The sequence below is a fragment of the Streptomyces sp. A012304 genome (genome assembly GCF_026008495.1).
Taxonomy (GTDB): Bacteria; Actinomycetota; Actinomycetes; order Streptomycetales; family Streptomycetaceae; genus Streptomyces.
This window is the reverse complement of the sequence record NZ_BQUN01000098.1, coordinates 357,538-380,742: the sequence shown is the minus strand read 5'-3', so window position 1 is coordinate 380,742 and position 23,205 is coordinate 357,538. Positions and strand designations below refer to the sequence as shown.

The following is a 23,205-nucleotide window of genomic DNA, read 5'->3' as shown; positions in this document are numbered from 1 at the left end:
GAGTGAAGAGAGAGCACCGCCGTGACACACCCGTTCCTGGACCTGACCCCGCTGAGTGCCGCCCGCTTCGCGTCGATCGAGGACCGCGTGGCACGCCTGCTGAGCACCGAACAGGACGTCGTGATCATGCAGGGCGAGGCGCTGCTGCCGCTGGAGGGCGCGATCCGGGCGACGGCCGGACCCGGCACGACCGCGCTGAACGTGATCACCGGCCCCTACGGGCAGACCTTCGGCGACTGGCTGCGGGACTGCGGCGCCACGGTGATCGATCTCGCGGTCCCCTTCCACACGGCGGTCACCGCCGAGCAGATCCGGGAGGCGTTCGCCGAGCACCCGGAGATCGACTTCGTGTCCCTGGTGCACGCGGAGGCGGCCACCGGCAACACCAACCCGGTCGCGGAGATCGGGGAGGTGGTGAAGGAGCGGGGCGCGCTGTTCTACCTGGACGCGGTCGCCTCGGTCGGGGCGGAGCCGGTGCTGCCGGACGCGTGGGGCGTGGACCTGTGCGTGATCGGCGCGCAGAAGGCGATGGGTGGTCCGGCGGGTGTGTCGGCGGTGTCGGTGAGCGAGCGGGCGTGGGCGCGGATGGCCGCGAACCCCAAGGCGCCGCGCCGCTCCTACCTCTCGCTGCTGGACTGGAAGGAGCGGTGGGTGGACGGCGGCCGCAAGGCGCTGCTGCACGCGCCGGCCCAGCTGGAGATGCTGGCGCTGGAGGCGTGCGTGGCGCGGATCGAGGCGGAGGGCCTGGACAGGCTGATGGCCCGGCACGCGTCCGCCGCGGCGGCGACCCGCGCGGGCGCGGCGGCCCTGGGCGGCGGCCTGGAGCCGTATGTGTACGAGGCGAAGGAGGCGGCGCCCGTCGCCACGACCCTGCGCTCGCCCTCCGGCGTCGTCGCCTCGGAACTGGTGGCCCGCGCCCTGGCGGCGGACCCCGCGCTGCCGCTGGCCGCGGGCGGAGGAGCCCTGGCCAAGGAGATGATCCGCGTCAACCACTACGGCCCCGACGCCACCCCGGGCACGGTCCGCACCTGCCTGACGGCCCTGGGCACGGCCCTCGCGGAGAAGGGCCTGGACGTGGATCTGACGGGGGCGCTGCGGGCGGCGGAGACCGCCTGGCGCTGAGGCGCCGCGCGGACTTTCTTCGTGAGCGCATCGGCGGAGTTACCGGAACTTGAATTCAGCGTAATTGGCGGGCAATTCCAGCGGGTGGATTTCCGTTGTTCTTCTGCCCGCTTTCTCCGGCGCTAAACGCAAAGATTTCGCGAACGTCGAGCGGCGTGTTCCGGGTAGATCTCGTGAGGGTTTCACTCGTGTGACACGTTCCACAGAGCGGCTGTTCTGCCCCTTATGCTCCAGACAAAGCAGGACATACCGTCCTCTTCTCGCGCACGCCCACCCGCTCGCGCGAATAACACAGGAGCACGCTCCACGTAACCCCGTCCCCCCATGCATTTTTTAATTTCCATCGGTAAATTCAATCCGCATGACTGCCACACAAGCAGACCTGCGGATCGACCGCCCGTCGGTGGCCGACGGGGCCGCGCTCTGGCGTATAGCCAAGGAATCCAAGACGCTCGACCTGAACTCCTCCTACAGCTATCTGCTGTGGTGCCGTGACTTCGCCGGCACCTCGGCGGTGGCGCGTGCGGAGGGCGGGGAGCCCGTCGGGTTCGTCACCGGCTACGTACGGCCCGAGGCCCCGGACACCCTGCTGGTGTGGCAGGTGGCGGTCGACGCCGCCCACCGCGGCCGCGGCCTCGCCGCCGCGCTGCTCGACGCGCTGACCGCACGGATCGCCGCCGAGCACCCGATCACCACCGTCGAGACCACCATCACGCCGGGCAACACCGCCTCCGAGCGGCTGTTCACCTCCTACGCCGCCCGGCACGGGGCGAGCGTCACCCGGGAGGTGCTGTTCGGCTCGGGCCTGTTCCCGGACGGCCCGCACGACCCCGAAGTGCTCTACCGCATCGGGCCGTTGACGAGCGCCCCCGCCTGACCTCCCCTCTCTCCCCTCCCCCCATCTCCCCGATCCCCACTCCCCCCACCATCGCTTCGAGGAGCGTTTCGCCGTGACCATCACCCAGCCCGACCTCAGTGTCTTCGAGACCCTCGAGTCGGAGGTGCGCAGCTACTGCCGCGGCTGGCCCGTCGTCTTCGACCGCGCGCAGGGCAGCCGTATGGAGGACGAGGACGGCCACCGGTACCTCGACTTCTTCGCCGGCGCCGGCTCGCTCAACTACGGCCACAACAACCCCGTGCTGAAACGGGCGTTGATCGACTACCTGCTGCGGGACGGTGTCACCCACGGGCTCGACATGTCCACCGTCGCCAAGCGGTCGTTCCTGGAGACCTTCCAGGACCTGGTGCTCAGGCCGCGTGATCTGCCGTACAAGGTCATGTTCCCGGGCCCGACGGGCACCAACGCCGTGGAGTCCGCGCTGAAGCTGGCGCGGAAGGTGAAGGGGCGCGAGGCGATCGTGTCGTTCACCAACGCCTTCCACGGGATGTCGCTGGGCTCCCTCGCCGTCACCGGCAACGCCTTCAAGCGGGCGGGCGCCGGCATCCCCCTGGTGCACGGCACCCCGATGCCGTTCGACAACTACTTCGACGGCACGGTCCCGGACTTCCTGTGGTTCGAGCGGCTCCTGGAGGACCAGGGCTCCGGGCTGAACAAGCCCGCCGCCGTGATCGTCGAGACCGTGCAGGGCGAAGGCGGCATCAACGTCGCCCGCCCGGAGTGGCTGCGGGCGCTCGCCGGGCTGTGCGAGCGGCAGGACATGCTGCTGATCGTCGACGACATCCAGATGGGCTGCGGCCGTACCGGCGCCTTCTTCTCCTTCGAGGAGGCCGGCATCGTCCCGGACATCGTCACCGTGTCCAAGTCCATCAGCGGCTACGGCCTGCCCATGTCGCTGTGCCTGTTCAAGCCCGAGCTGGACGTGTGGGAGCCCGGCGAGCACAACGGCACCTTCCGCGGCAACAACCCGGCTTTCGTGACGGCCACCGCCGCTCTGGAGACGTACTGGGCCGACGGCTCGGCGATGGAGAAGCAGACCCGGGCGCGCGGCGAGCAGGTCGAGCAGGGGCTCATCGCGATCTGCGAGGAGAACCTCGCCGACGTCAAGGAGTACCGCGGCCGCGGCCTGGTGTGGGGCCTGGAGTTCCACGACAAGGCACGGGCCGCGCGGGTCGCGCGGCGCGCCTTCGAGCTCGGGCTGCTGGTCGAGACGTCCGGCCCCGAGAGCGAGGTCGTCAAGCTGCTGCCGGCCCTCACCATCACGCCCGAGGAGCTGGACGAGGGCCTGGGCGTCCTCGCCCGCGCCGTCCGGGAAACCGTCTGACCAGTCCGGAAACCGTCCGACCAGGAGGAAGCGCACCACCGTGATCGTCCGATCGTTCAAGGACATCGAAGGCACCGACCGGCACGTGAAGGCGGCGTCCGGCACCTGGGAGAGCAAACGCATCGTCCTCGCCAAGGAGAGGGTCGGCTTCTCGCTGCACGAGACGGTCCTCTACGCGGGCACGGAGACGTCGATGTGGTACGCCAACCACGTCGAGGCCGTCGTCTGCGTCGAGGGCGAGGCCGACCTCACCGACCACGAGACCGGGCGGACCTACACCGTCACGCCCGGCACCATGTACCTCCTCGACGGCCACGAGCGGCACACGCTGCGCGTCAAGGAGGACTTCCGCTGCCTCTGCGTGTTCAACCCGCCCGTGACGGGCCGGGAGGACCACGACGAGAACGGCACCTACCCTCCCCCAGAGCCAGATGCCTGGGAGGACCCCCATCCCACCGAGCCCGAGGAGGTGTGACACCCGCATGGCCACCGTCACCGACACCACCGTCACCGATCTGTATCCCAGCCGCGGCGCCACCGAGGTGACCGTCCCCCGCCAGGACCCGGTCGTCTGGGGCGCCCCGGACGCGCCCGGCCCGTTCGAGCCGATGGATCTCCAGTCGTTCGAGCACGACGGCTTCGTCACCGTCGACCAGCTCATCACCGACGACGAGGTCGCCGTCTACCGGCAGGAGCTGGAGCGGCTGGTGACCGACCCGGAGATCCGGGCCGACGAGCGGTCCATCGTGGAGCCGCAGTCGAAGGAGATCCGGTCCGTCTTCGAGGTGCACCGGATCAGCCAGGTCTTCGCGAACCTGGTGCGCGACGAGCGGGTCGTCGGCCGGGCCCGGCAGATCCTCGGCTCGGACGTGTACGTCCACCAGTCGCGGATCAACGTCAAGCCGGGCTTCGGCGCCTCCGGCTTCTACTGGCACTCCGACTTCGAGACGTGGCACGCCGAGGACGGCCTGCCCCGGATGCGGACGGTGTCGGTCTCGATCGCGCTGACCGAGAATCACGACACCAACGGCGGCCTGATGATCATGCCGGGCTCGCACAAGACGTTCCTCGGCTGTGCCGGCGCCACGCCGAAGGACAACTACAAGAAGTCGCTCCAGATGCAGGACGCGGGCACGCCCTCCGACCAGGCGCTGACCGAGATGGCCTCCGCGTACGGCATCAAGCTGTTCACCGGGCGGGCCGGTTCCGCGACCTGGTTCGACTGCAACTGCATGCACGGGTCGGGCGACAACATCACGCCGTTCCCGCGCAGCAACGTCTTCATCGTGTTCAACAGCGTGGAGAACGCCGCGGTCGAACCGTTCGCGGCACCGGTGCGGCGGCCGGAGTTCATCGGAGCGCGGGACTTCACTCCCGTGCGGTGACCTGAGCCCGGCCGGGGGTCCGGGGGTTGCTCCCCCGGTGCCCTGACTTCCTCAGGCCGCCAGCACGTCCAGCAGGCGGTCCACGTCGGCGGCCGTGTTGTACAGGTGGAAGGCCGCGCGCAGGTTGCCCGCGCGGTCGGACACCTCGATGCCCGCCTCGCTCAGCTCCGGCTGCCGGGAGCCGAGTCGGGGCACCGAGACGATCGCCGAGCCGGGAGCGGGCACGGGCTCGTGGCCGAGCGCCTCGAGCCCGGCCCGGAACCGGTCCGCCAGCGCCAGGTCGTGGGCCTGGACGGCGGCCACGCCGAGTTCCTCGATCAGTTCGAGGGAGCGGCGCAGGCCGGCGAAGGTGAACAGGGCGTGGGTGAGGTCGAACCGCCGCGCGCTGTGGGCGAGTTCGGCCACCGGCCCGTAACAGCTGTCCCACGGCTTCTCGCCCGCGACCCATCCCGCCAGCAGCGGGCTCAGCCCGCCGAAGTCCTCCGGGAGGACGAGGAAGGCCGTGCCGTGCGGGCCGAGCAGCCATTTGAAGGAGACGGAGGCGCGGAAGTCGTCGGCGTCGGCCTCCATCGGCAGCCAGCCGGCGGCCTGGGAGCAGTCGACGTAGGTGCGCGCCCCGTGGGCGCGGGCCGCCTCGCGCAGGGCGGGCAGGTCGGCGATCCGCCCGTCGGCGGACTGGACGGCGCTGACCGCGACGAGTGCGGTGCCGGGGCGGACGGACTCCGCGATCCGCTCCAGCGGGACCGTGCGGACCTTGAGGTCGCCACGGACGTGGAACGGGTTCACCACGGAGCTGAAGTCTCCCTCCGCGGTGAGGACTTCGGCGCCGGCGGGCAGGGAGGCGGCGATCAGTCCGGTGTGCGCGGCGACGGAGGCGCCCACCGCCACCCGGTCGGCCGGGACGCCGGCCAGCCGCGCGAAGGCGGCCCGGCAGGCCTCCACGTCCGCGTGCAGCGGCGCGAGCGGCCTGCCCTCGGCCCGCAGCAGCGCCGCCTCGTGCAGGGCGGTGACGGTGCGGGCGGGCAGCAGGCCGTTGCTCGCGGTGTTGAGGTAGATGCTCTTCGGGGTGAACTCGGCGCGGACGAGGCTCTCGAACGTCTCCGTGGTCTCCATGGCTCCACTGTGCGGCCCACGGAGGTCACGGTCCATTGCGAATTTCTGCGTGGCTTCCCTCAGGAACGCTTATACATCCGCGCCGAGCTGCGGTTTTGTCAGTGCTGCGGCACCGCGCACCCGTCCGGGCCGCAGGCGTCGGCGTCGCCGCTGTCGAGGAGCGTCAGGGGCGAGCGGTCGCCCCAGGCCTGGGTGAGCGCCTGTGCGAAGACCTCGGCGGGCTGGGCTCCGGAGACGCCGTAGGCGCGGTCGAGGACGAAGAAGGGCACGCCGTTCGCGCCGAGCTGGGCGGCCTCGCGCTCGTCGGCGCGGACGTCGTCGGCGTAGGCCGTCGGGTCGGCGAGGACCCGGCGGGCGTCGTCGGCGTCGATTCCGGCCTCCACGGCCAGCTCCACGAGCCGCTCGTCACCTTCGGTGAACACGGACCGCTCCTCGGCGAAGTTCGCCCGGTACAGGATCTGGATCAGCTCGTCCTGGCGGCCCCGCTCCTTGGCGAGGTGCAGCAGCCGGTGCATGTCGAAGGTGCTGCCGTGGTCGCGGCCCTCGGTGCGGTACGCCAGGCCCTCGGCGGCGGCCTGCGCGCCCAGGTTCTCCTCACCGGCCCGGGCCTGCGCCGCGCTCATGCCGTACTTCTTGGTGAGCATGCTGATCACGGGCTGTACGTCGCCCTTGGCGCGCCCGGGGTCCAGCTCGAACGACCGGTGCACCACCTCGACCTGGTCGCGGTGCGGGAAGGCCTCCAGCGCCTTCTCGAAGCGGGCCTTGCCCACGTAGCACCAGGGGCAGGCGATGTCGCTCCAGATCTCGACGCGCATACTCGGCTCTCTCCAGCTCGTACGGGTACGGAGACTCCCTCCGACTGGTATGTGAACGTTCAAGAGCCTGTGGTCATTCCCGGGGCGCGGAATCGACCGCGCCCGCCCGCCGTGCGGTGGGCGTCCCCGCCGCGACGGCGGCGGGCGTCAGCTTCCGTCGCGCAGGTCGGCCGGGCAGGTCGGCCGGAACTCCAGATGGTCGTAGGTGACGGTGCACCCCTCACCCATCGGGGCCTGTGTCATGAAGCCGACCAGGGCCGCGCCGGTCTCCTGCTCGTCACCCAGGGTGAACAGCCTCACGAAGGTCCAGCGCTCGCCGTCCCGCGAGGCGTGGAAGGCGAAGGCCCGCCCGGTCCGGCTCACCCGCAGCCAGACCGAGTCGCCGTCGACGTGGAAGGAGTTGGCGTCGTCGGAGTGCCCCCGGGTGACCACCGTGCAGACGGTGGGCACGTCCGGGGAGTACTCCAGGCAGAGCTTGGCCCAGGCCCGCTCCCCGACGTGGACGTAGAGCACCCCCGCGTCATAGGCCCCGGTGAACCCGACGGTGACCCGGGCGATGAGCTGGAAGTCGCCCTCGGGCGCCCCGAGCAGCCGGGGCGCGTCGGTGGCCGTGTCCAGCGCCTCGCCGGTGGGCGGCACGAACCGGTCCTGACGGGGGCCGGCCCGGCCGGTGAGCACGCCGTCGGCGTAGGACCAGTTCCCCTCCGGCCCATGGGCACGGAGCGGGAACGGCAGTTCGGGAACGCCGACGACGTCCGTGCTCACGTTCAGCGCTCCAGGGTGTTGTTGAAGCGCCGGGGCAGGCCGAGCGGGTTGTCGTCCCGCAGCTCCGGCGGCAGCAGCGCCTCGGGGGCGTTCTGGTACACGACCGGCCGCAGCCACCGCTCGATCGCGGTGCCGCCGACCGAGGTGGACGTGGACGTGGTGGCCGGGTAGGGCCCGCCGTGGTGCTGGGCCGGAGCGACGGCGACCCCGGTGGGCCAGCCGTTCACCAGGACCCGCCCGGCGAGCGGCGTCAGCTCGGCGAGGATCTCCGTGCCCCGGCCCTCACCCGCGGCCTCCCGCTCGGACAGCTGGACGGTCGCGGTGAGGTTCCCCGGCAGCCGCGACAGGACGGCCTTGACCTCGCCCTCGTCCTCGTAGCGGGCCACGACGGTGACCGGCCCGAAGCACTCCTCCAGCAGCAGGTCGTGCTCGCCCTCCGCCGCCAGCCGCGCCGCCGGCACGGTCAGGAACCCGGCGCTGACGGTGTGCTCGCCGCCCGCGCCCGGCGTCACCGGCGTCTGCACCTCGGGCAGCTCGGCCCGCTCGGCGACCCCGGCGATGAAGTTGTCCCGCATGCGGTGGTCGAGCAGCACACCGGCGTCGGTGTCGCTGACCGCGTCCGTGAGGGACTTGACCAGCCCGTCACCGGCCGCGCCGGACGGCACCAGCACCAGACCCGGCTTCACGCAGAACTGCCCGACGCCCAGCGTCATGGATCCGGCGAGCCCGGTGCCGATGGCCTCGGCGCGCTCGGCGGCGGCCTCCTCGGTGACGACGACGGGGTTCAGCGAGCCCAGCTCGCCGTGGAAGGGGATCGGCACCGGACGGGCCGCCGCCGCGTCGAACAGCGCGCGGCCGCCCCGGATGGACCCGGTGAAGCCGGCGGCGGCGACCAGCGGGTGCTTGATCAGCTCGACGCCCGCCTCGAAGCCGTGCACGAGACCCACGACGGCCTTGTCGATGCCGTGCTCGGCGGCGGCGTCCCGCAGCACCTTGGCGACCAGCTCGGACAGCGCCGGGTGGTCGGGGTGGGCCTTGACGACGACCGGGCAGCCCGCGCCCAGCGCGCTCGCGGTGTCACCGCCGGCGACGGAGAAGGCGAAGGGGAAGTTGGAGGCCGAGTACACGGCGACGACGCCCAGGGGCACCTTGTAGCGGCGCAGGTCCGGGACGGGCGGGGTCGCGGTGTCGTCGGGGTGGTTGATGACGACGTCGAGGAAGGCGCCCTCCTCGACGATGCCGGCGAACGCGCGCAGCTGGTAGCAGGTGCGGGCGAGCTCGCCGGTCAGCCGGACCGGGCCGAGCGCGGTCTCGGCGTCGGCCACCTCGACGAGGTGGTCCCTGGCGCCCTCCAGGCGGTCGGCGGCGGTGCGCAGGAAGGCGGCGCGGACGGCGCGGTCGGCGAGAGCCTCGCGCGTGGCGTGCGCCGCGCGGACGACGGAGTCCACCTCCTGGGCCGTGGCTTCCACCGCAACCTGTTCACGCTGCTTCCCGGTTCGGGGGTCGACACTCCAGACTGGTGCTGCTGCCACCGCGGGTCCCTCCACGCGCTCTGTATCAGGGTCGTTCGATATGCTGAACGTTGTCTCTGATGGTGAATATGCTGGAGACTATTTCCCGTCGAACGAAGGGGTCAAGGGCGATGTCGGCTGGCGAGACGGGGGGCGGAGCGCAGGTCAAGTCCGCCGTACGGACGGTTGAACTGCTCGAGTACTTCGCCGGCCGCCCCGGCATGCACTCCCTCGCGTCGGTCCAGGAGGCCGTCGGCTATCCCAAATCCAGCCTGTACATGCTGCTGCGCACGCTCGTGGAGCTGGGCTGGGTCGAGACCGACGCCACGGGCACAAGGTACGGCATCGGCGTACGGGCCCTGCTGGTGGGCACCTCCTACATCGACGGCGACGAGGTGGTCGCGGCCGCCCGCCCGACGCTGGACCGGCTCTCCGACGACACCACCGAGACCATCCACCTGGCCCGGCTGGACGGCACCAACGTGGTCTACCTCGCCACCCGCCAGTCCCAGCACTACCTGCGCCCCTTCACCCGCGTCGGCCGCCGGCTGCCCGCCCACTCCACCTCCCTGGGCAAGGCGCTGCTGAGCACCTGCACCGACGAGCAGGTCCGCAAGCTGCTCCCCGAGACGCTGCCCGCGCTCACCGAGCACACCATCACCGACCGCGAGAAGCTCATCGAGGAGCTGCACCAGGTCCGCGAACAGGGCTTCGCCGTGGACCGCGAGGAGAACACCCTCGGTCTGCGCTGCTTCGGGGTGGCGATCCCGTACCGCACGCCGGCGCGCGACGCGATCAGCTGCTCGGTGCCGGTGGCGAGACTGACGCCCGCGCACGAGCAGATGGTGAAGGACGCGCTGTTCGACGCGCGTGACCGGCTGACCCTGGCGACCCGGAGGCTCTGACCGTGCAGGTGGTGCTCCGCGAGGTCCACGACAGCGACCTGCCGGTCTTCTACCGGCAGCTGAACGATCCGGAGGCGCTCCGGATGGCCGCGTTCACCCCGCCCGACCCGGCGGACCACGGCGCCTTCGAGGCCCACTGGAAGAAGATCCGCACCTCCTCGGTCGTCCTGCGGACGATCCTCGCCGACGGTGACGTGGTCGGGAACGCCGCGGTCTACGGGGAGCCCGGCGAACGCGAGGTCACCTACTGGGTGGACCGCGCCTACTGGGGGCGCGGGATCGCCACGGCCGCGCTGCGGGCGCTGCTGGCCGAGGTGCCCGAGCGCCCGCTGTACGCCCGGGCGGCCGCGGACAACACGGGTTCCCTGCGCGTGCTGGAGAAGTGCGGGTTCCGGGCCACCGCGCGGGCCAGGGGGTACGCCAACGCGCGCGGCCGGGAGATCGACGAGGTCGTGCTGCTGCTGGAGGCCTGAACGGGCCGTACATGAACAGACGATGAGAAAACCGGGCGGAGGGGAACGATCGCCTTCCGCCCGCTCGTCTTCCCGGACGTCATGAACAAGACGATCAGGCGCGCCTCCGTCTTCGCCCTGCTGCTGGTGTTCGCCCTGCTGATCAGGGCTACCTGGGTGCAGGTCTACGAGGGCCGGGCGCTCGCGGACGACCAGGACAACCGGCGCAACGCGATACGGACGTACGCGGCACCGCTCGGGAACATCATCGTGGCCGGCAAGGCGATCACGGGCTCGGCGGTGACGAAGGACAGCGACCTGGCGTACAAGCGCACCTACACCGACGGCGCGCTGTACGCGGCGGTGACCGGCTACGCCTCGCAGGCCTACGCCCCGACCCAGCTGGAGGGCGTCTACCGGGATCTGCTGAACGGCACGGACAGCCGGCTCACGACCGTGATGGACACGGTCACCAACCAGCGGGCGGCCCCGGGCGACGTGATCACCACGATCGACCCGGACGTGCAGAAGGCGGCGTACGACGCGCTCGGCGACAAGAAGGGCGCGGCCGTCGCGATCGACCCGGCGACCGGGAAGATCCTCGCGGTGGTCTCGACGCCGTCGTACGACCCGTCCGCGCTGACCGACGCCAACACCGCGGGCGCGGCCTGGAAGAAGCTGAACGCGGACCCCGACAAGCCGCTCACCAACCGCGCGCTGCGCCAGCCGCTGCCGCCGGGCTCGACGTTCAAGCTGGTCGTGGCGGCGGCCGCGCTGGAGGACGGGCTGTACGCGTCGGTGGACGAGGCCACCGACAGCCCGAACCCGTACACGCTGCCCGGCACCACGACCGTCCTGCGCAACGAGAGCGCGTCGGCGCCCTGTGAGGACGCCACGATCCGGGTCGCGTTGCAGTACTCCTGCAACAACGTCTTCGCGCGCATGGCCGTGCAGCTCGGGCAGGACAAGGTGCGGGCGATGGCGGAGAAGTTCGGCTTCGACGACGAGCAGGACGTGCCGGTGCGGGCGTATCCGAGCGTCTACCCGTCGAACATGGACGAGGCGCAGACCGGTCTGACCGGCATCGGCCAGTTCGACGTCACCGCGACCCCGCTCCAGATGGCCATGGTGTCGGCCGCCCTGGCCAACGGCGGCAAGCTGGTGTCGCCGCACATGGTCTCCCAGATCACGAACAGCGGCGGCGACGTCCTGAAGAACTACGACGAGGAGGCGTCCACCACCCAGGTCGTCGGTTCCGGCACCGCCGAGCAGTTGCGGTCGGCGATGCGGACCGTGGTGGAGCAGGGCACCGGCAGCAACGCGCGCATCGACGGCGTCACCGTGGGCGGCAAGACCGGCACGGCCCAGCACGGCGAGAACAACAGCAAGACGCCGTACGCCTGGTTCACCTCGTACGGCGAGGCCGGTGGCGAACAGGTCGCCGTGGCGGTGGTGGTGGAGCAGTCGGACGCGGCGCGCTCCGAGGTCAGCGGCAACGGGCTGGCGGCGCCGGTGGCCAAGGCGATGATGGAGGCCGCGCTGGAGAAGTAGCGGGGCCCCCACGGGCGGGCGGCTCCCCGAGGGGGGCCGCCCCCGGCCTCACTTCACGCCCAGGATCTGCTCGATCGGGTCGATCGCGAAGTACACCACGAACAGCGCCGAGGCGCCCCACAGCAGCCAGTGGACCTCCTTGGCCCTGCCCAGGACGGTCTTGATGACGACGTAGGCGAGGAAGCCGGCGCCGATGCCGTTGGTGATGGAGTAGGTGAACGGCATCACGGCGATCGTCAGGAACGCGGGGATGGCGATCTCGTACCTGTCCCAGTCGATGTGCTTGACCTGGGTCATCATCAGGAAGCCGACCGCGACCAGCGCGGGCGCCGCCGCCTGGAGCGGGACGATCGTCAGCAGCGGCGTCAGGAACAGGGCGAGGGCGAACAGGCCGCCGGTGACCAGGTTGGAGAAGCCGGTGCGCGCGCCCTCGCCGACGCCGGCCGCCGACTCGATGTAGGAGGTCGCGGAGGACGACGAGGCCGCACCGCCCGCCACCGCCGCGGCGCCGTCGATGAGCAGCACCCGGCCCAGGTTGGGCACCTTGCCGTCCTCGTCGAGCAGGTTCGCCTCGGCGCTGATGCCGACGACCGTGCCCATGGTGTCGAAGAAGTCGGACAGGATCAGTGTGAAGACGAGCAGGACGACCGTGATGACGGTGGTCTCGCCGAACGCGCCGAACAGGTCGAACTGACCCACCAGGCCGAAGTCGGGGGTGTCGACGAGCTTGTCGGGCCACTCGGGCGTGGTCAGGCCCCAGGACTTGATGTCCGCGACCGAGTTGATGACGAGCGCGAGCAGTGTCATCGCCACGATGCTGATCAGGATGGCGCCCTTGACCTTGCGGGCGAGCAGTCCGATGGTCAGCAGCACGCCGAGGCAGAAGACGAGCATCGGCCAGCCGGTGAGGGTGCCGGAGCCGCCGAGCTGCACCGGCACGGTGGTGTTGGCGGCGTCGGGGATACGGCTGACGAAGCCGGCGTCGACGAAGCCGATGAACGCGATGAACAGGCCGATGCCGACGCTGATCGCCTGCTTCAGCGGCTGCGGGATCGCGTGCATGACGGCCTCGCGCAGACCGGTCAGCACCAGGACGCAGATCAGCAGGCCTTCCAGGACGATGAGTCCCATCGCGTCGTCCCAGCTCATCAGCGGGGCGATCTGGAAGGCGACGACGGCGTTCAGGCCGAGCCCCGCGGCGAGCGCCAGCGGCAGGTTGCCGCCGACGCCCATGACGATCGTCATGACGGCGGCCACGAGGGCGGTGGCCGTGGTGAGTTGGACGGGGTCCAGGGACTCCCCGAACTTGTCCTTCGCGCTGCCCAGGATGATGGGATTCAGGACAAGGATGTAGGCCATGGTGAAGAACGTGGCGAAGCCGCCGCGTATCTCCCGGCCGAAGGTCGACCCCCGTTCGGAGATCTTGAAGAACCGGTCGACGCTGTTCACCGCGGTGGGCGCAGGGATCGGCCGATCGGCCACCTTCTGCGGTTCGGACATGGCGGACACTCCTCGTGACCTGTGTTGCTCAGTGTGCGGATGCTGGCTGGATTGTTCCCTTGTCGAACCCGCTTCAGGTTTTCACCGTGTTACGGAATCGGGTTCACGATGCCCTACGGCGTTCGCTCCCCCCGCACCGATGCGCTCGAACCCCCGTACCAAACCGGCTTGTCGATCACTGCTACGCTTCCCGATCTCGTCCCGACCACCTCCCCGGGATCCCCATGTCATTCACGTGACACACACCGTCCCTCCCCGTCGGGGGCCCGACGTCGCACCGAGAAGAGGTTTCACCCGTGGGCACAGTCGTCGACGACGCCGCCTCCGTGGAGTTCCATGCCTTCTTCGAGCGCCACTACGCCGAACTCTCCCGTCTGGCCCATCTGTTGACGGGTGAGGCGGACGCAGCCGACGATCTGGCGGCGGACGCGCTGCTGGCGCTGTGGCACCGCTGGGACCGGGTGCGCGCGGCCGACCACCCGGTGGCGTACGCCCGGGGCGTCGTCGCCAACCTGGCTCGCACCCGCATCCGCAGCACCGTCCGTGAACGCCGCAGGATCTCCCTGTTCTGGTCGCAGCGCGAGGAGAAGACGGAGAACCCGGACGTGGCGGGCGTTGTGGACGTCCAGTCGGCGCTGCGTAGACTCCCCTTCCGCAAACGGGCCTGTGTGGTGCTCCGGCACGCCTTCGACCTCTCGGAGAAGGACACCGCGCTCGCCCTGGGGATCTCGGTGGGTACGGTGAAGAGCCAGACCTCCAAGGGAATGGCCGAGTTGCAGAAGCTGCTCGGCGCCAAGGGAGCCCCGCAGAAGGTGCACGCCGTGATGGCGGCGCGCACCGGCCAAGCCGGAGGAAGGGACCGATGACGATGCAGCGGGACGTGCACGACGAGCTGCGCGCCCGGCTGCACGAGGCGGCCGAGGCGCACCAGCCCGACCGCGCGCGCATCCTGGCCCGGATCGAGCGGGGCATGGCGGGCGAGGAACGGCAGAGCCACCGGGCCACCCGCCCGGCGCTGTGGGGCTGGACGCGGATCGTGAGCGCCACGGCGGCGGTCGCGGGCATGCTCGCGGTCGGCGGTTACGCGGTGGCGTCCGCGGTGAAGGACGACCCGCCGCAGCGGCAGACGGTCAGCGTCTCGCCCCCGCCGGTGGAGTCCCCGGACGCCACGAGCCGCCCGCCGGCCTCCCCGAAGGCGACGGCCGGCGGCGACGCACCGGAACCGCCCGAGCCGAGCGCCTCCCCGACGGCGTCCCCCGAGGAGTCGCCGTCGGCGTCGGCCGCGGATCTGCTGCCGGAGACCGACGACCGCGAGGACGGCCCGCTGTGGTCGGACGGCTCGGTCGACCCGCACAGCAACGACTTCTGGGCGCAGAGCAACGTCACGCTGAAGACGTCGGAGCAACTCACCGAGCTGACCGTGCAGTTGAAGGTCGCGCAGACCGGCGGGGTGTCCTCGGCGGGCGCCTGGCGCTCGCTGCCCGAGGACGACTTCGCCTTCACGGTCGCCGAGGAGGACGGCTTCCTGGTCTACACCTGGGTGCTCAAGGAGGGCCGTACGGTGCCGAAGGGCGACTGGGTGTTCGCCGGGCAGTACGACCACGACCGCGGCGGCCGGGACGCCAAGGACGACCGCTATACGATCGTCGGCCGGGCGGACGGCGGGAAGAGCTCCGTGGGCGGCGACTTCGCGGCGCGCGGCGACGGCGAGGGCGACTCGTAGGGACGCCGGCGGGACGTTCCCCGCGCCCGCCGCGGGCGTGGGCGGCGGCGGCAGTCAGTCCATCGGGGAACCGACGGCCGTGGAGCCGGTCGTGAGGAACGTCGTCGCGGGCAGCGATCCGTCCGGCTCACGGGCGCCGTACGCCGTGGTGGTGTCCGTCGACCTGAGGGCCGGTGTCGCCACCCCGCTGTCCCAGTTGTTCGCCGTGGACACCGTGGACGGTCCCAGCTTCGACAGCCCGCCCTTGTTGCCCACCGCCAGATTGCGGGCCAGCCGGGCCTTGCCCGTGGCGAAGTAGAAGCCCGCCTCCGCGTTGGCGTACGCGGTGTTGCGGTGCAGGACGACGGCCCCGGTGTTGGAGTTCTCGGTGAAGCCGTTCAGCGTGTTGTCCCAGGCCGCGTTGGAGCGGACGACGTGCGCCACCGCGACACCCCCGCCGCCCAGCTTGAACCCGTTGCCGTTGCCCTCGAAGGCCGGGTCGCTCCACCGGTTCTCGCCGTTGCCGAAGGCCCAGGAGCGCTCGACGGTGACCGGCGTGGAGAACTGCCACAGGTCGAGGCCGTCGTCGGAGTTGTCGTACAGGCGCGCCCCGGTGATCCGGTTGCCGGTGCCGGAGCCGAACTTCACGGCGATCCCGTCCGCGTTCTGCCCGTGCCCGGCGGCGTCGTAGTTGCCGTGGCTGTCGAGGTTCTGCACGAGGTTGTTCACGGTGTTGTCGCCGCGCAGTGTGAACCCGGAGTCACCGTTGTCCGCGGTGACGAGGTTCTTGAAGACGCCGCCCGTCGACGAGGTCACCACCAGTCCCTGGGCCGGGGACTTCTGGAAGGTCAGGTTCTGCACGGTCCAGTAACTGCCGTGGATCGCGGCGAGCCAGGACCCGGCGGGCAGCTTCGACCCGTCGATCCTGACCTTCTCACCGCCGTACGCCTGGAGCACGATCCGGTGGGCGGGGGTGCCGCTGGCCGTCGACTTCAGGGTGGCCGTCGGGTGGTAGGTGCCGCCGCGCACCTTGATGACCGTGCCGGCGGTCGCGCTCTTCACGGCCGACTCCAGCTGGGCGGTCGTGGAGACGGTGACCGTCGGGGAGGCGGCCCGGGCGCCGTCGTCCGTCAGGCCGAGGTAGACACCGCCCGCCCCGGAGGCGACGGCCACCGAGGCGGCGATGGAGAGGGTGCGCGTCCTGCGGTGACGTCCGGTGCTCAAACGCACGGGGCGTTCCTTTCCTGAAGGGGATGGAAGGAGACGGGCCGGAGGGGCCGCCCCGGCCCGTCTGCGCACAGCAGTCGCCGCCTGGCCGGAGAAAGGTTGCCGGGTTCCGGCGAAAGAGCATCGAAAGTTTCGGTCCCCTCCGGCCCCTCCCTCGTCGGCATCCCCGCTGGTAACACTCCGAGGGCACCACACCTCCAACAGAAACCCCCACACTCACACAGGAAGTGTCATGCGCCCCCACTCCGCCCGCACGCTCCTGATCCCCCTCCTCCCCCTTTTCGCCCTCCTCCTGGCCCTGCTGACCGCGCCTCCCAGTACCGCGACCTCCGGAGCACCCCCCGTGACCCAGCCGAAGTACGCCGGCTATCTCTTCGCCTACTTCACCGGTGAGGGCACCGCCGACGGCGAGCAGATCCGCTACGCCCTCAGCCGCGGCAACGACCCGCTGCACTGGCGGGAGCTGAACGGCGGCAAGCCGGTGCTGACGTCCACCATCGGCGAGAAGGGCCTGCGCGACCCGTTCGTGATCCGCTCCCCCGAGGGCGACAGGTTCTACCTCATCGCCACCGACCTGCGCATGTACCAGAACAGCAGCGGCAGCTGGGACGAGGTCCAGCGCCACGGCAGCAAGTCGATCATGGTCTGGGAGTCCACCGACCTGGTCCACTGGACCGACCAGCGCCTGGTGAAGGTGTCCCCCGACAACGCGGGCAACACCTGGGCGCCGGAGGCCTACTGGGACGACAGCCTCGACGCGTACGTCGTCTTCTGGGCGTCCAAGCTGTACGCCGACGACGACCCCGGTCACACCGGCTCGACGTACAACAGGATGCTGTACGCGACGACGAAGGACTTCCGCACCTTCAGTGAGCCGAAGGTCTGGGACGACCCGGGCTACTCCGTCATCGACTCGACGGTCGTCGAGCACCGGGACACCTACTACCGCTACACCAAGGACGAGCGCGACCCGACGTCCGGCTCGCCGTGCTCGAAGTTCATCACCGCGGAGAAGTCGACGACCCTGACCGACACGTCGTACGACTTCGTCGCCGACTGCATCGGCAGCGGGTCGATCAGCCGCGGAGAGGGGCCCACGGTGTTCAAGTCGAACACCGAGGAGAAGTGGTACCTGTTCATCGACGAGTACGGCGGCCGCGGGTACGTCCCCTTCGAGACCACCGACCTCGACTCGGGCCGCTGGACGATGTCCACCGACTACCAGCTCCCGGCCAGTCCCCGGCACGGCACGGTCCTGCCGGTGACGCAGGCGGAGTACGACCGGCTGCTGGCCACGTACGCCACGACGCCCGCCTCGGTCGTGGACGCGACGGCGAAGGGCCAGAAGGGATACGCGATCGTCACCGAGTCGGCGTCGAAGGTCGTCCTGCCGATGGAGCCCGGCGCCGACCTGTCCCGGCTCGCGCCGAAGCTGTGGCTCGCCGAGGGCGCGTCCGTGAGCCCGCGCTCCGGCACCCGCCGCGACTTCCGCACGCCGCAGCGGTACACGGTGACCGCCGCCGACGGGACCCGGCGCACCTGGACCGTGGAGGCCGTGCCCACCCGCAGCCCGGTCCTGCCCGGCCTCAACGCCGACCCGGACGTGCACTATCTGAACGGCGAGTACTGGATCTACCCGACGACCGACGGCTTCCAGGGCTGGAGCGGGACGCGGTTCAAGGCGTACTCCTCGAAGGACCTCGTCCACTGGAAGGACCACGGCGTCATCCTCGACCTGGGGCCCGACGTGTCCTGGGCGGACACGTACGCGTGGGCGCCCGCGATCGCCGAGCGGGACGGCAGGTACTACTTCTACTTCTGCGCCGAACAGCAGATCGGCGTGGCGGTCGCGGACTCCCCGGCCGGCCCCTTCAAGGACGCGCTCGGCAAACCGCTGGTCGCCAAGGGCGGTGCCCTCAGCGGCCAGATGATCGACCCGGCCGTCTTCACGGACGACGACGGCACCTCGTACCTCTACTGGGGCAACGGGCGTGGGTACGTCGTCCCGCTGAACGACGACATGGTGTCGTTCGACGCGGCGAAGGTGAAGGACATCACCCCCGACAACTTCCGCGAGGGGTCCTTCGTCGTGAAGCGCAAGGGCACCTACTACTTCATGTGGTCGGAGGACGACACCCGCAGCGAGAACTACCACGTGGCCTACGCGACGGGACCGTCCCCGCTCGGCCCGTGGACCAAGCGGGGCACCATCCTGTCCAAGCGCCCGGAGTACGGCATCCTCGCCACCGGCCACCACTCCGTGGTGCGGGTGCCCGGCACCGACGAGTGGTACGCCGTCTACCACCGGTTCGCGCTGAACGGCCCCGGCCGGCCGGGCGGTGACGGCATGCACCGGGAGACCACGATCGACCGCCTGTGGTTCGCCGCCGACGGCACGATCGTGCCGGTGGTGCCGACCCTGGAGTCGATCCGGCCGGTACGGCGGCGCTGACCGGGTCAGTCCATCGTCGCGCCGATGGTCGTGCTGCCCGTGGTCAGGAACGTGGTCACGGGCAGCGCGCCGCCCGGCTGCCGGGCGTTGTAGGTGCTGGTGGCGTCGGTCGACCGGAAGGCGGGGGTGGCGATCCCCGAGTCCCAGTTGTTGCCGGACGAGACCACCGAGGAGCCCTTGTTGACCAGGCCGCCGCCGTTGCCCACGGCGAGGTTCCTGCCGAGGCGGGCGGCGCCGGTGGCGAAGTAGTAGCCCCACTTGGCGTTCTTGTAGGCGGTGGTGCGGTTGATGACGATGGCACCCTTGTTGGAGTTCTCGGTGAAGCCGTTGCCCGCGTTGTCCCAGGCGGCCGAGTTGTTGACGACGTGCGCGACGACCTCGCCGTCGCCGCCCAGCTTGTAGCCGTTGCCGTCGCCCGCGAACGCGGAGTCGCCCCAGCGGTTCTTGCCGTTGCCCATGGCCCAGGTGTGCTCGACGGTGACGGGCGAGGAGAAGGACCAGAAGTCCAGGCCGTCGTCGGAGTTGTTGTAGAGGCGGGCGCCGGTGATCAGGTTGCCGGTGCCGGAGCCGTACTTCACCGCGATGCCGTCGGCGTTCTCGCCGTGGTTGGCGGGGTCGTAGTGGCCGTAGGAGTCGATGTTCCTGACCGTGTTGTTCACGGTTCCGTCGCCGGTGAGCGTGAAGCCGGAGTCGCCGCCGTTGATGGTCTTGATGTTGTTCCAGTTGGTGCCGGCGCAGGACTGGCAGACGACCGCGCTGTCCGGGGAGTTCTGGAAGGTGATGTGGGAGACGTTCCAGTAGTCGGCGGTCAGCTTGAAGATCCAGTCGCCGTCGGGGAGGTTCGAGCCGTCGATCTTCACCGTCTCCGAGCCGTACGCGGTGAGGGTGATCGGGCTGGAGGAGGTGCCGTTCTTCGTGGTTTCCAGGGTGGCCGTCGGGTAGTAGGTGCCGCCGCGGACCTGGATGACGGTGCCGGCGGTGGCGTTCTTCAGGGCGTTGGACAGGTCCGTGGAGTTGCTGACGACCACGGTGGCGGCCTGCGCCTGGGTGGGGAGGACGGCCAGGCCGGCGCCGAGGGCGAGGGTGGTGAGGGCCGTGAGAGCGGTACGACGGGACATGGAGTGCGGGTCCTTTCGCCGTTCAGGGTGGGGAGTGGGGGGTGTTCACACGGGGGTGTTCACCGGGGTGTTCGCATGGGGTGTTCACAGGACGCGGTCGAGCCAGGTGAAGACCTCGTCCTGCATGCGGTCGACGAAGACATGGCCGAGGTCGGGCCAGGTCTGGAGGGTCAACCGCTCCTCGGCGTGGCGGGAGCGCCAGACGGCCCGCAGCTTGTCGTGGGCCACCCGGACGCCGTCGGCGGGGAAGAGCGGGTCCAGCGCGCCGTTGAGGAAGAGCATCGGCCTGGGTGCGGCGATGCTCGCCACGTCGGGGAAGTCGAGATGGCGGGGCAGCCCCGGATGGAGCATGTAGTAGGACGACTGCCCGCGCAGGGTGTTGTTGCCGGGCACCATCATTTCCTTCAGGCCGGTCATCCAGCAGACGCTCGCGGCGGCCGCGATGTCGTCGCTGAGCGCGGCGGTCTGCCAGGCGCGGAAGGCGCCCATGGAGAAGCCGACGGCCGCGATCCGCCGCCGGTCCACCCGGTCGAGCCGGGCGAGGAAACCGGCGGCGCGGGCGTCCTCGCGGGCCATCAGACCGGCGAGGGAGGAGCCCAGGTGGTAGAAGTTGGAGGCCAGGGCCTGCTGCTGGTCGTAGGTGACGGGTCCGCGGTCGCCCCAGCCGAGGGCGTCGGCGGCCAGCACCACATAGCCCCGCCGGGCCAGCTCGTCGCCGACGAACCGGCCGCTGAAGTACTTCTCCGTCCACGCCTGGGCGGAGGCGAGCCGCGCGGTGTCGTACCAGGGCCGGACCAGCTTCTCCTTGCCGATGTCGAACTTCGCCCCGTGGTCGTGCAGGAGCAGCACCGCCGGGAAGGGGCCGGGGCCGTGCGGGGTGAGCAGGGCGGCGCGGACCCGCTCGTGACGGGTGAGGGAGAGGGTGACCGACTCCCTCGTGCAGCCGTCCTGCTCGTGGCGGTGGCCGAACTCGGGGTCGTACGGGGTCCCGTCCTCCCGGTCGACGATCAGGGCCTCCTCGACCGCGGCGCGGGCGGCCCGGCGCCAGGCGCGGAAGTCGCGGATCGGGGAGTTGCCCCAGGCGAGCGGGAAGGTCAGGGCGTCCTTGAGCGCCGGGTGGAAGTCGGGCAGCGGCCCGTCGACGACCGCGGCCCGGGCGCCGGGTGCGGCTCCCCCGGCCAGCAGGGCCGCCCCCGACCCGGCCACGAACGCCCGCCGTCCGACCGGCTCACGGGCGGGCATACGGCCGCCAGTCCCCGAGATAGGTGCGCGGGGTGTGCAGCTTCGCCTCGGCCGCCGTCAGCTGCGGCCGCTCGGCCGGATCGGAGATCACCGCGCCGGGGCCCCGGTTGCCGTGCTCCCGGAACCGCATGGTCTGCCAGGGGTGGGCCTCCCGCATGTTGGTGTAGGGGGCGACCGCGTCGATGCCGGGCCCGATCCAGGTGTCACGCACGACCAGCGCGGGCCAGGCGGTCGTCTCGTACGACGGCACCCACGGCCGGGCCAGCTTGTACGCCCCGTCCTCCGCGCCGGAGGTGATCCGGCCGCGCACGGCGAGGAAGCCGTAGGGGTTGGCGCGGGCGGTGGCGGGGGCGAAGACCATGCCCTTGGGGGTGAAGGTCACCTCCCGCTGGAGGGTGTGGAAGCGGCAGGTGTCGAAGACGGCCCGCGCCCGCCCGAAGACGAAGTCGACGTCGCCCTCGATGTGGCAGCGGCGGTAGTACTGCCGGTCGAAGGCGTCCAGCGCGGTGGTGTCGGCGAACAGGGTGTCCTGGTGGGCGAGGAAGCGGACGTTGTCGAAGGACGAGCGGTCGCCGGTGATGTACGCGGCGACCGCCTGGGTGCCCGTGATGTCGGGGTGGTCGGCGCGCAGCCAGTCGTTGGCCAGGGTGAGGTCGCGGACGGTGAGGCCGGGGGCGGCGGAGCTGAAGGTGGCGGAGCCGGCGGTGCCGTAGGTGGTGCCGTCGGGTTTCTTCGTGCCGTTGGCGTTGTCGTACACGATGACGGCGGCGCGGGCGTCGCGGGTGGCGCCGCGCAGGGTCAGCTCGGCCTTGTGGGCGGGGATGCCGACGACTTCGCGGTAGGTGCCCGGGTGCACGACGATCGTCCAGCCGGGGCCGTCGACCGCGTCCACGGCCGCCTGGACCGAGTCGCCGGGGCGCACGTGCAGCACGCGGCGGGAGTGGGCGTGCGCGGGGGTCGCGGTGGCCAGGGCGCCGGCCAGGCCCGCCGCGAGGAGGGTGCGCCTGCGCATCAGCACGCCCCCTTCCAGGGCGTCCAGGCACCGAGGTGGGCCTCGCGGGTGGCGGACTCGGCCTGCTCGGCGGTGAGCTGGGGGCGGTTCTCCGGGACGGTGATCCGCGCGCCGGGCCCGGTGTTGCGGTACTCGGCGAAGCGCTGGTTCTGCCACGGGAAGGACGCCGACATGTTGGTGTAGGGGGCGACCGCGTCGATACCGGGGCCGAGGTGGGTGTCGCGGACGGTGAGCATCGGGCGGGCGGTGGTGTCGGAGCTGGGCACCCAGGGGCGGGCCAGCTTGTAGTAGGCGTCCGGGGCCTCGCTCGTGATCCGGCTCCCGGTCACCAGGTAGCCGCGCGGGTTGGCGCCGGCCGTGGAGGGCGCGAAGACGAAGCCGTACGGGGCGCCCGCCAGGTCGGTGCGGGTCAGGGTGCGGAAGTGGCAGTGCTCGAAGACGGCGGTGGCCCGGCCGAAGACGAAGTCGACGTCTCCCTCGGCGTAGCAGTGGGAGAAGTACTGGCGGGCGAAGGTGCCGAGGGCGATCGAGTCGGCGTAGAGGGTGTCCTGGTGGCCGAGGAAGCGGCAGTGGTGGAAGGCCGAGCGGTCGCCCTGCACCTTGATGGCGACGGCCTGGGTGCCGGTGATGTCGGGGTGGTCGGCGCGCAGCCAGTCGTTGGCGAAGGTGATCCAGCGGGCGGTGAAGCCGTCGGCCTGCACGGTGGTGGTGGCCGACCCGGTGGTGCCGTATGTGCCGCCGCCGGGCTTGGGGGTGCCGGCCGCGTTGTCGTACACGATCACCACGTCACGCGGGTTCTCGGAGGCGCCGATCCAGGTCGCGTCCGTGCGGGTGACGTCGACGGCGACCGTCTCCCGGTAGGTGCCGGGGGCGAGGACGAGGGTCCGGCCGCTGCCGGTCGCCGCGGTCACGGCGTCCCGGACGGAGGTGTGGTCGCCGCGTCCCCGCGGGTCGACGTACAGGGTCTGCGGGGTGAGGCGGGCGGACGGGGAGCCGAAGCGGCCGAACGGCCGGCGGGTGGCCGCGCGGGCGGGGCCGGCCAGGAGGCCCAGCGCGGCGCCCGCGCCGGCGCTCGCCGTGAGGAATCCCCTTCGGGACAGGGGAAGTCGGG

General features: G+C 71.1%; 21 protein-coding genes. 11 read left to right on the top strand and 10 right to left on the bottom strand.

Going from position 1 to position 23,205, the window contains the following annotated elements; translation table 11 throughout:
• Nucleotides 1–21: 21 nt before the first annotated feature.
• From ALMP_RS24675 to thpD, 5 genes are all read left to right on the top strand, one after another.
• The gene (locus ALMP_RS24675) at nt 22–1,122 is read left to right on the top strand and encodes an alanine--glyoxylate aminotransferase family protein (RefSeq protein WP_264931849.1); all 1,101 of its coding nucleotides are present in this window, start codon (nt 22–24) and stop codon (nt 1,120–1,122) included.
• Between the two features lie 361 nt (nt 1,123–1,483).
• Nucleotides 1,484–1,999: a diaminobutyrate acetyltransferase gene (gene ectA, locus ALMP_RS24670; protein ID WP_264931847.1), complete on the top strand. Its 516-nt coding sequence runs from the start codon at nt 1,484–1,486 to the stop codon at nt 1,997–1,999.
• A gap of 73 nt (nt 2,000–2,072) precedes the next feature.
• Nucleotides 2,073–3,344, top strand: coding sequence for a diaminobutyrate--2-oxoglutarate transaminase (gene ectB, locus ALMP_RS24665; protein WP_264931845.1), 1,272 nt, complete (start codon nt 2,073–2,075; stop codon nt 3,342–3,344).
• Between the two features lie 40 nt (nt 3,345–3,384).
• Nucleotides 3,385–3,819: an ectoine synthase gene (locus tag ALMP_RS24660; RefSeq protein ID WP_264931844.1), complete on the top strand. Its 435-nt coding sequence runs from the start codon at nt 3,385–3,387 to the stop codon at nt 3,817–3,819.
• Nucleotides 3,820–3,826: 7 nt separating this feature from the next.
• Nucleotides 3,827–4,729, top strand: a complete 903-nt coding sequence (gene thpD / locus ALMP_RS24655) for an ectoine hydroxylase (protein WP_264931842.1) — start codon at nt 3,827–3,829, stop codon at nt 4,727–4,729.
• 51 nt (nt 4,730–4,780) lie between these two features.
• Here thpD and ALMP_RS24650 read toward each other — a convergent pair whose 3' ends face one another.
• The 4 genes from ALMP_RS24650 to ALMP_RS24635 all read right to left on the bottom strand — a co-directional run bounded on the left by ALMP_RS24650 (nt 4,781) and on the right by ALMP_RS24635 (nt 8,954).
• Nucleotides 4,781–5,842, bottom strand: a complete 1,062-nt coding sequence (locus ALMP_RS24650) for an aminotransferase class V-fold PLP-dependent enzyme (protein WP_264931841.1) — start codon at nt 5,840–5,842, stop codon at nt 4,781–4,783.
• Between the two features lie 98 nt (nt 5,843–5,940).
• The gene (locus ALMP_RS24645; RefSeq protein ID WP_264931838.1) at nt 5,941–6,657 is read right to left on the bottom strand and encodes a DsbA family oxidoreductase; all 717 of its coding nucleotides are present in this window, start codon (nt 6,655–6,657) and stop codon (nt 5,941–5,943) included.
• Between the two features lie 147 nt (nt 6,658–6,804).
• On the bottom strand, nt 6,805–7,422 hold the full coding sequence (locus ALMP_RS24640; RefSeq protein ID WP_264931837.1) for a DUF1349 domain-containing protein: 618 nt from the start codon (nt 7,420–7,422) through the stop codon (nt 6,805–6,807).
• A gap of 2 nt (nt 7,423–7,424) precedes the next feature.
• Nucleotides 7,425–8,954 carry an aldehyde dehydrogenase (NADP(+)) gene (locus ALMP_RS24635; protein WP_264931835.1) on the bottom strand — a complete coding sequence of 510 codons (1,530 nt, stop codon included), beginning with the start codon at nt 8,952–8,954 and terminating at the stop codon, nt 7,425–7,427.
• 110 nt (nt 8,955–9,064) lie between these two features.
• Here ALMP_RS24635 and ALMP_RS24630 point away from each other — a divergent pair, with 110 nt between their 5' ends.
• From ALMP_RS24630 to ALMP_RS24620, 3 genes are all read left to right on the top strand, one after another.
• A complete protein-coding gene (locus ALMP_RS24630; protein ID WP_264931833.1) occupies nt 9,065–9,838 on the top strand; it encodes an IclR family transcriptional regulator in 774 nt (257 codons plus the stop codon).
• Between the two features lie 2 nt (nt 9,839–9,840).
• Nucleotides 9,841–10,311, top strand: a complete 471-nt coding sequence (locus tag ALMP_RS24625) for a GNAT family N-acetyltransferase (protein ID WP_264931831.1) — start codon at nt 9,841–9,843, stop codon at nt 10,309–10,311.
• A gap of 81 nt (nt 10,312–10,392) precedes the next feature.
• Nucleotides 10,393–11,841, top strand: coding sequence for a penicillin-binding protein 2 (locus ALMP_RS24620; protein WP_264931829.1), 1,449 nt, complete (start codon nt 10,393–10,395; stop codon nt 11,839–11,841).
• 48 nt (nt 11,842–11,889) lie between these two features.
• On the opposite strand, the gene ALMP_RS24615 is transcribed toward ALMP_RS24620, so the two are convergent.
• Nucleotides 11,890–13,341 carry an NCS2 family permease gene (locus ALMP_RS24615; protein ID WP_264931827.1) on the bottom strand — a complete coding sequence of 484 codons (1,452 nt, stop codon included), beginning with the start codon at nt 13,339–13,341 and terminating at the stop codon, nt 11,890–11,892.
• Between the two features lie 296 nt (nt 13,342–13,637).
• On the opposite strand from ALMP_RS24615, the gene ALMP_RS24610 reads away from it, so the two are divergent.
• Nucleotides 13,638–14,207: a SigE family RNA polymerase sigma factor gene (locus ALMP_RS24610; RefSeq protein WP_264931826.1), complete on the top strand. Its 570-nt coding sequence runs from the start codon at nt 13,638–13,640 to the stop codon at nt 14,205–14,207.
• The gene (locus ALMP_RS24605) at nt 14,204–15,064 is read left to right on the top strand and encodes a hypothetical protein (protein ID WP_264931825.1); all 861 of its coding nucleotides are present in this window, start codon (nt 14,204–14,206) and stop codon (nt 15,062–15,064) included. The genes ALMP_RS24610 and ALMP_RS24605 overlap by 4 nt, the downstream gene beginning before the upstream one ends.
• 54 nt (nt 15,065–15,118) lie before the next feature.
• Here ALMP_RS24605 and ALMP_RS24600 read toward each other — a convergent pair whose 3' ends face one another.
• Entirely contained in the window at nt 15,119–16,273 is a 1,155-nt protein-coding gene (locus ALMP_RS24600) for a right-handed parallel beta-helix repeat-containing protein (protein ID WP_264931824.1), read from the bottom strand.
• Between the two features lie 229 nt (nt 16,274–16,502).
• On the opposite strand from ALMP_RS24600, the gene ALMP_RS24595 reads away from it, so the two are divergent.
• Nucleotides 16,503–18,722 (top strand): family 43 glycosylhydrolase, encoded by a 2,220-nt coding sequence (locus ALMP_RS24595; protein ID WP_264931822.1) that lies wholly within the window; start codon nt 16,503–16,505, stop codon nt 18,720–18,722.
• Nucleotides 18,723–18,727: 5 nt separating this feature from the next.
• Here ALMP_RS24595 and ALMP_RS24590 read toward each other — a convergent pair whose 3' ends face one another.
• From ALMP_RS24590 to ALMP_RS24575, 4 genes are all read right to left on the bottom strand, one after another.
• Complete coding sequence (locus ALMP_RS24590; RefSeq protein WP_264931820.1) at nt 18,728–19,840, bottom strand: chondroitinase-B domain-containing protein; 1,113 nt, start codon at nt 19,838–19,840, stop codon at nt 18,728–18,730.
• Between the two features lie 84 nt (nt 19,841–19,924).
• Nucleotides 19,925–21,082: a dienelactone hydrolase family protein gene (locus ALMP_RS24585; RefSeq protein ID WP_264931818.1), complete on the bottom strand. Its 1,158-nt coding sequence runs from the start codon at nt 21,080–21,082 to the stop codon at nt 19,925–19,927.
• Complete coding sequence (locus ALMP_RS24580) at nt 21,069–22,094, bottom strand: pectinesterase family protein (protein WP_264931816.1); 1,026 nt, start codon at nt 22,092–22,094, stop codon at nt 21,069–21,071. Before ALMP_RS24580 ends, ALMP_RS24585 begins: the two co-directional genes overlap by 14 nt.
• On the bottom strand, nt 22,094–23,205 hold a 1,112-nt coding region (locus tag ALMP_RS24575), incomplete at its 5' end, for a pectinesterase family protein (RefSeq protein ID WP_264931814.1). The genes ALMP_RS24580 and ALMP_RS24575, both read right to left, overlap by 1 nt.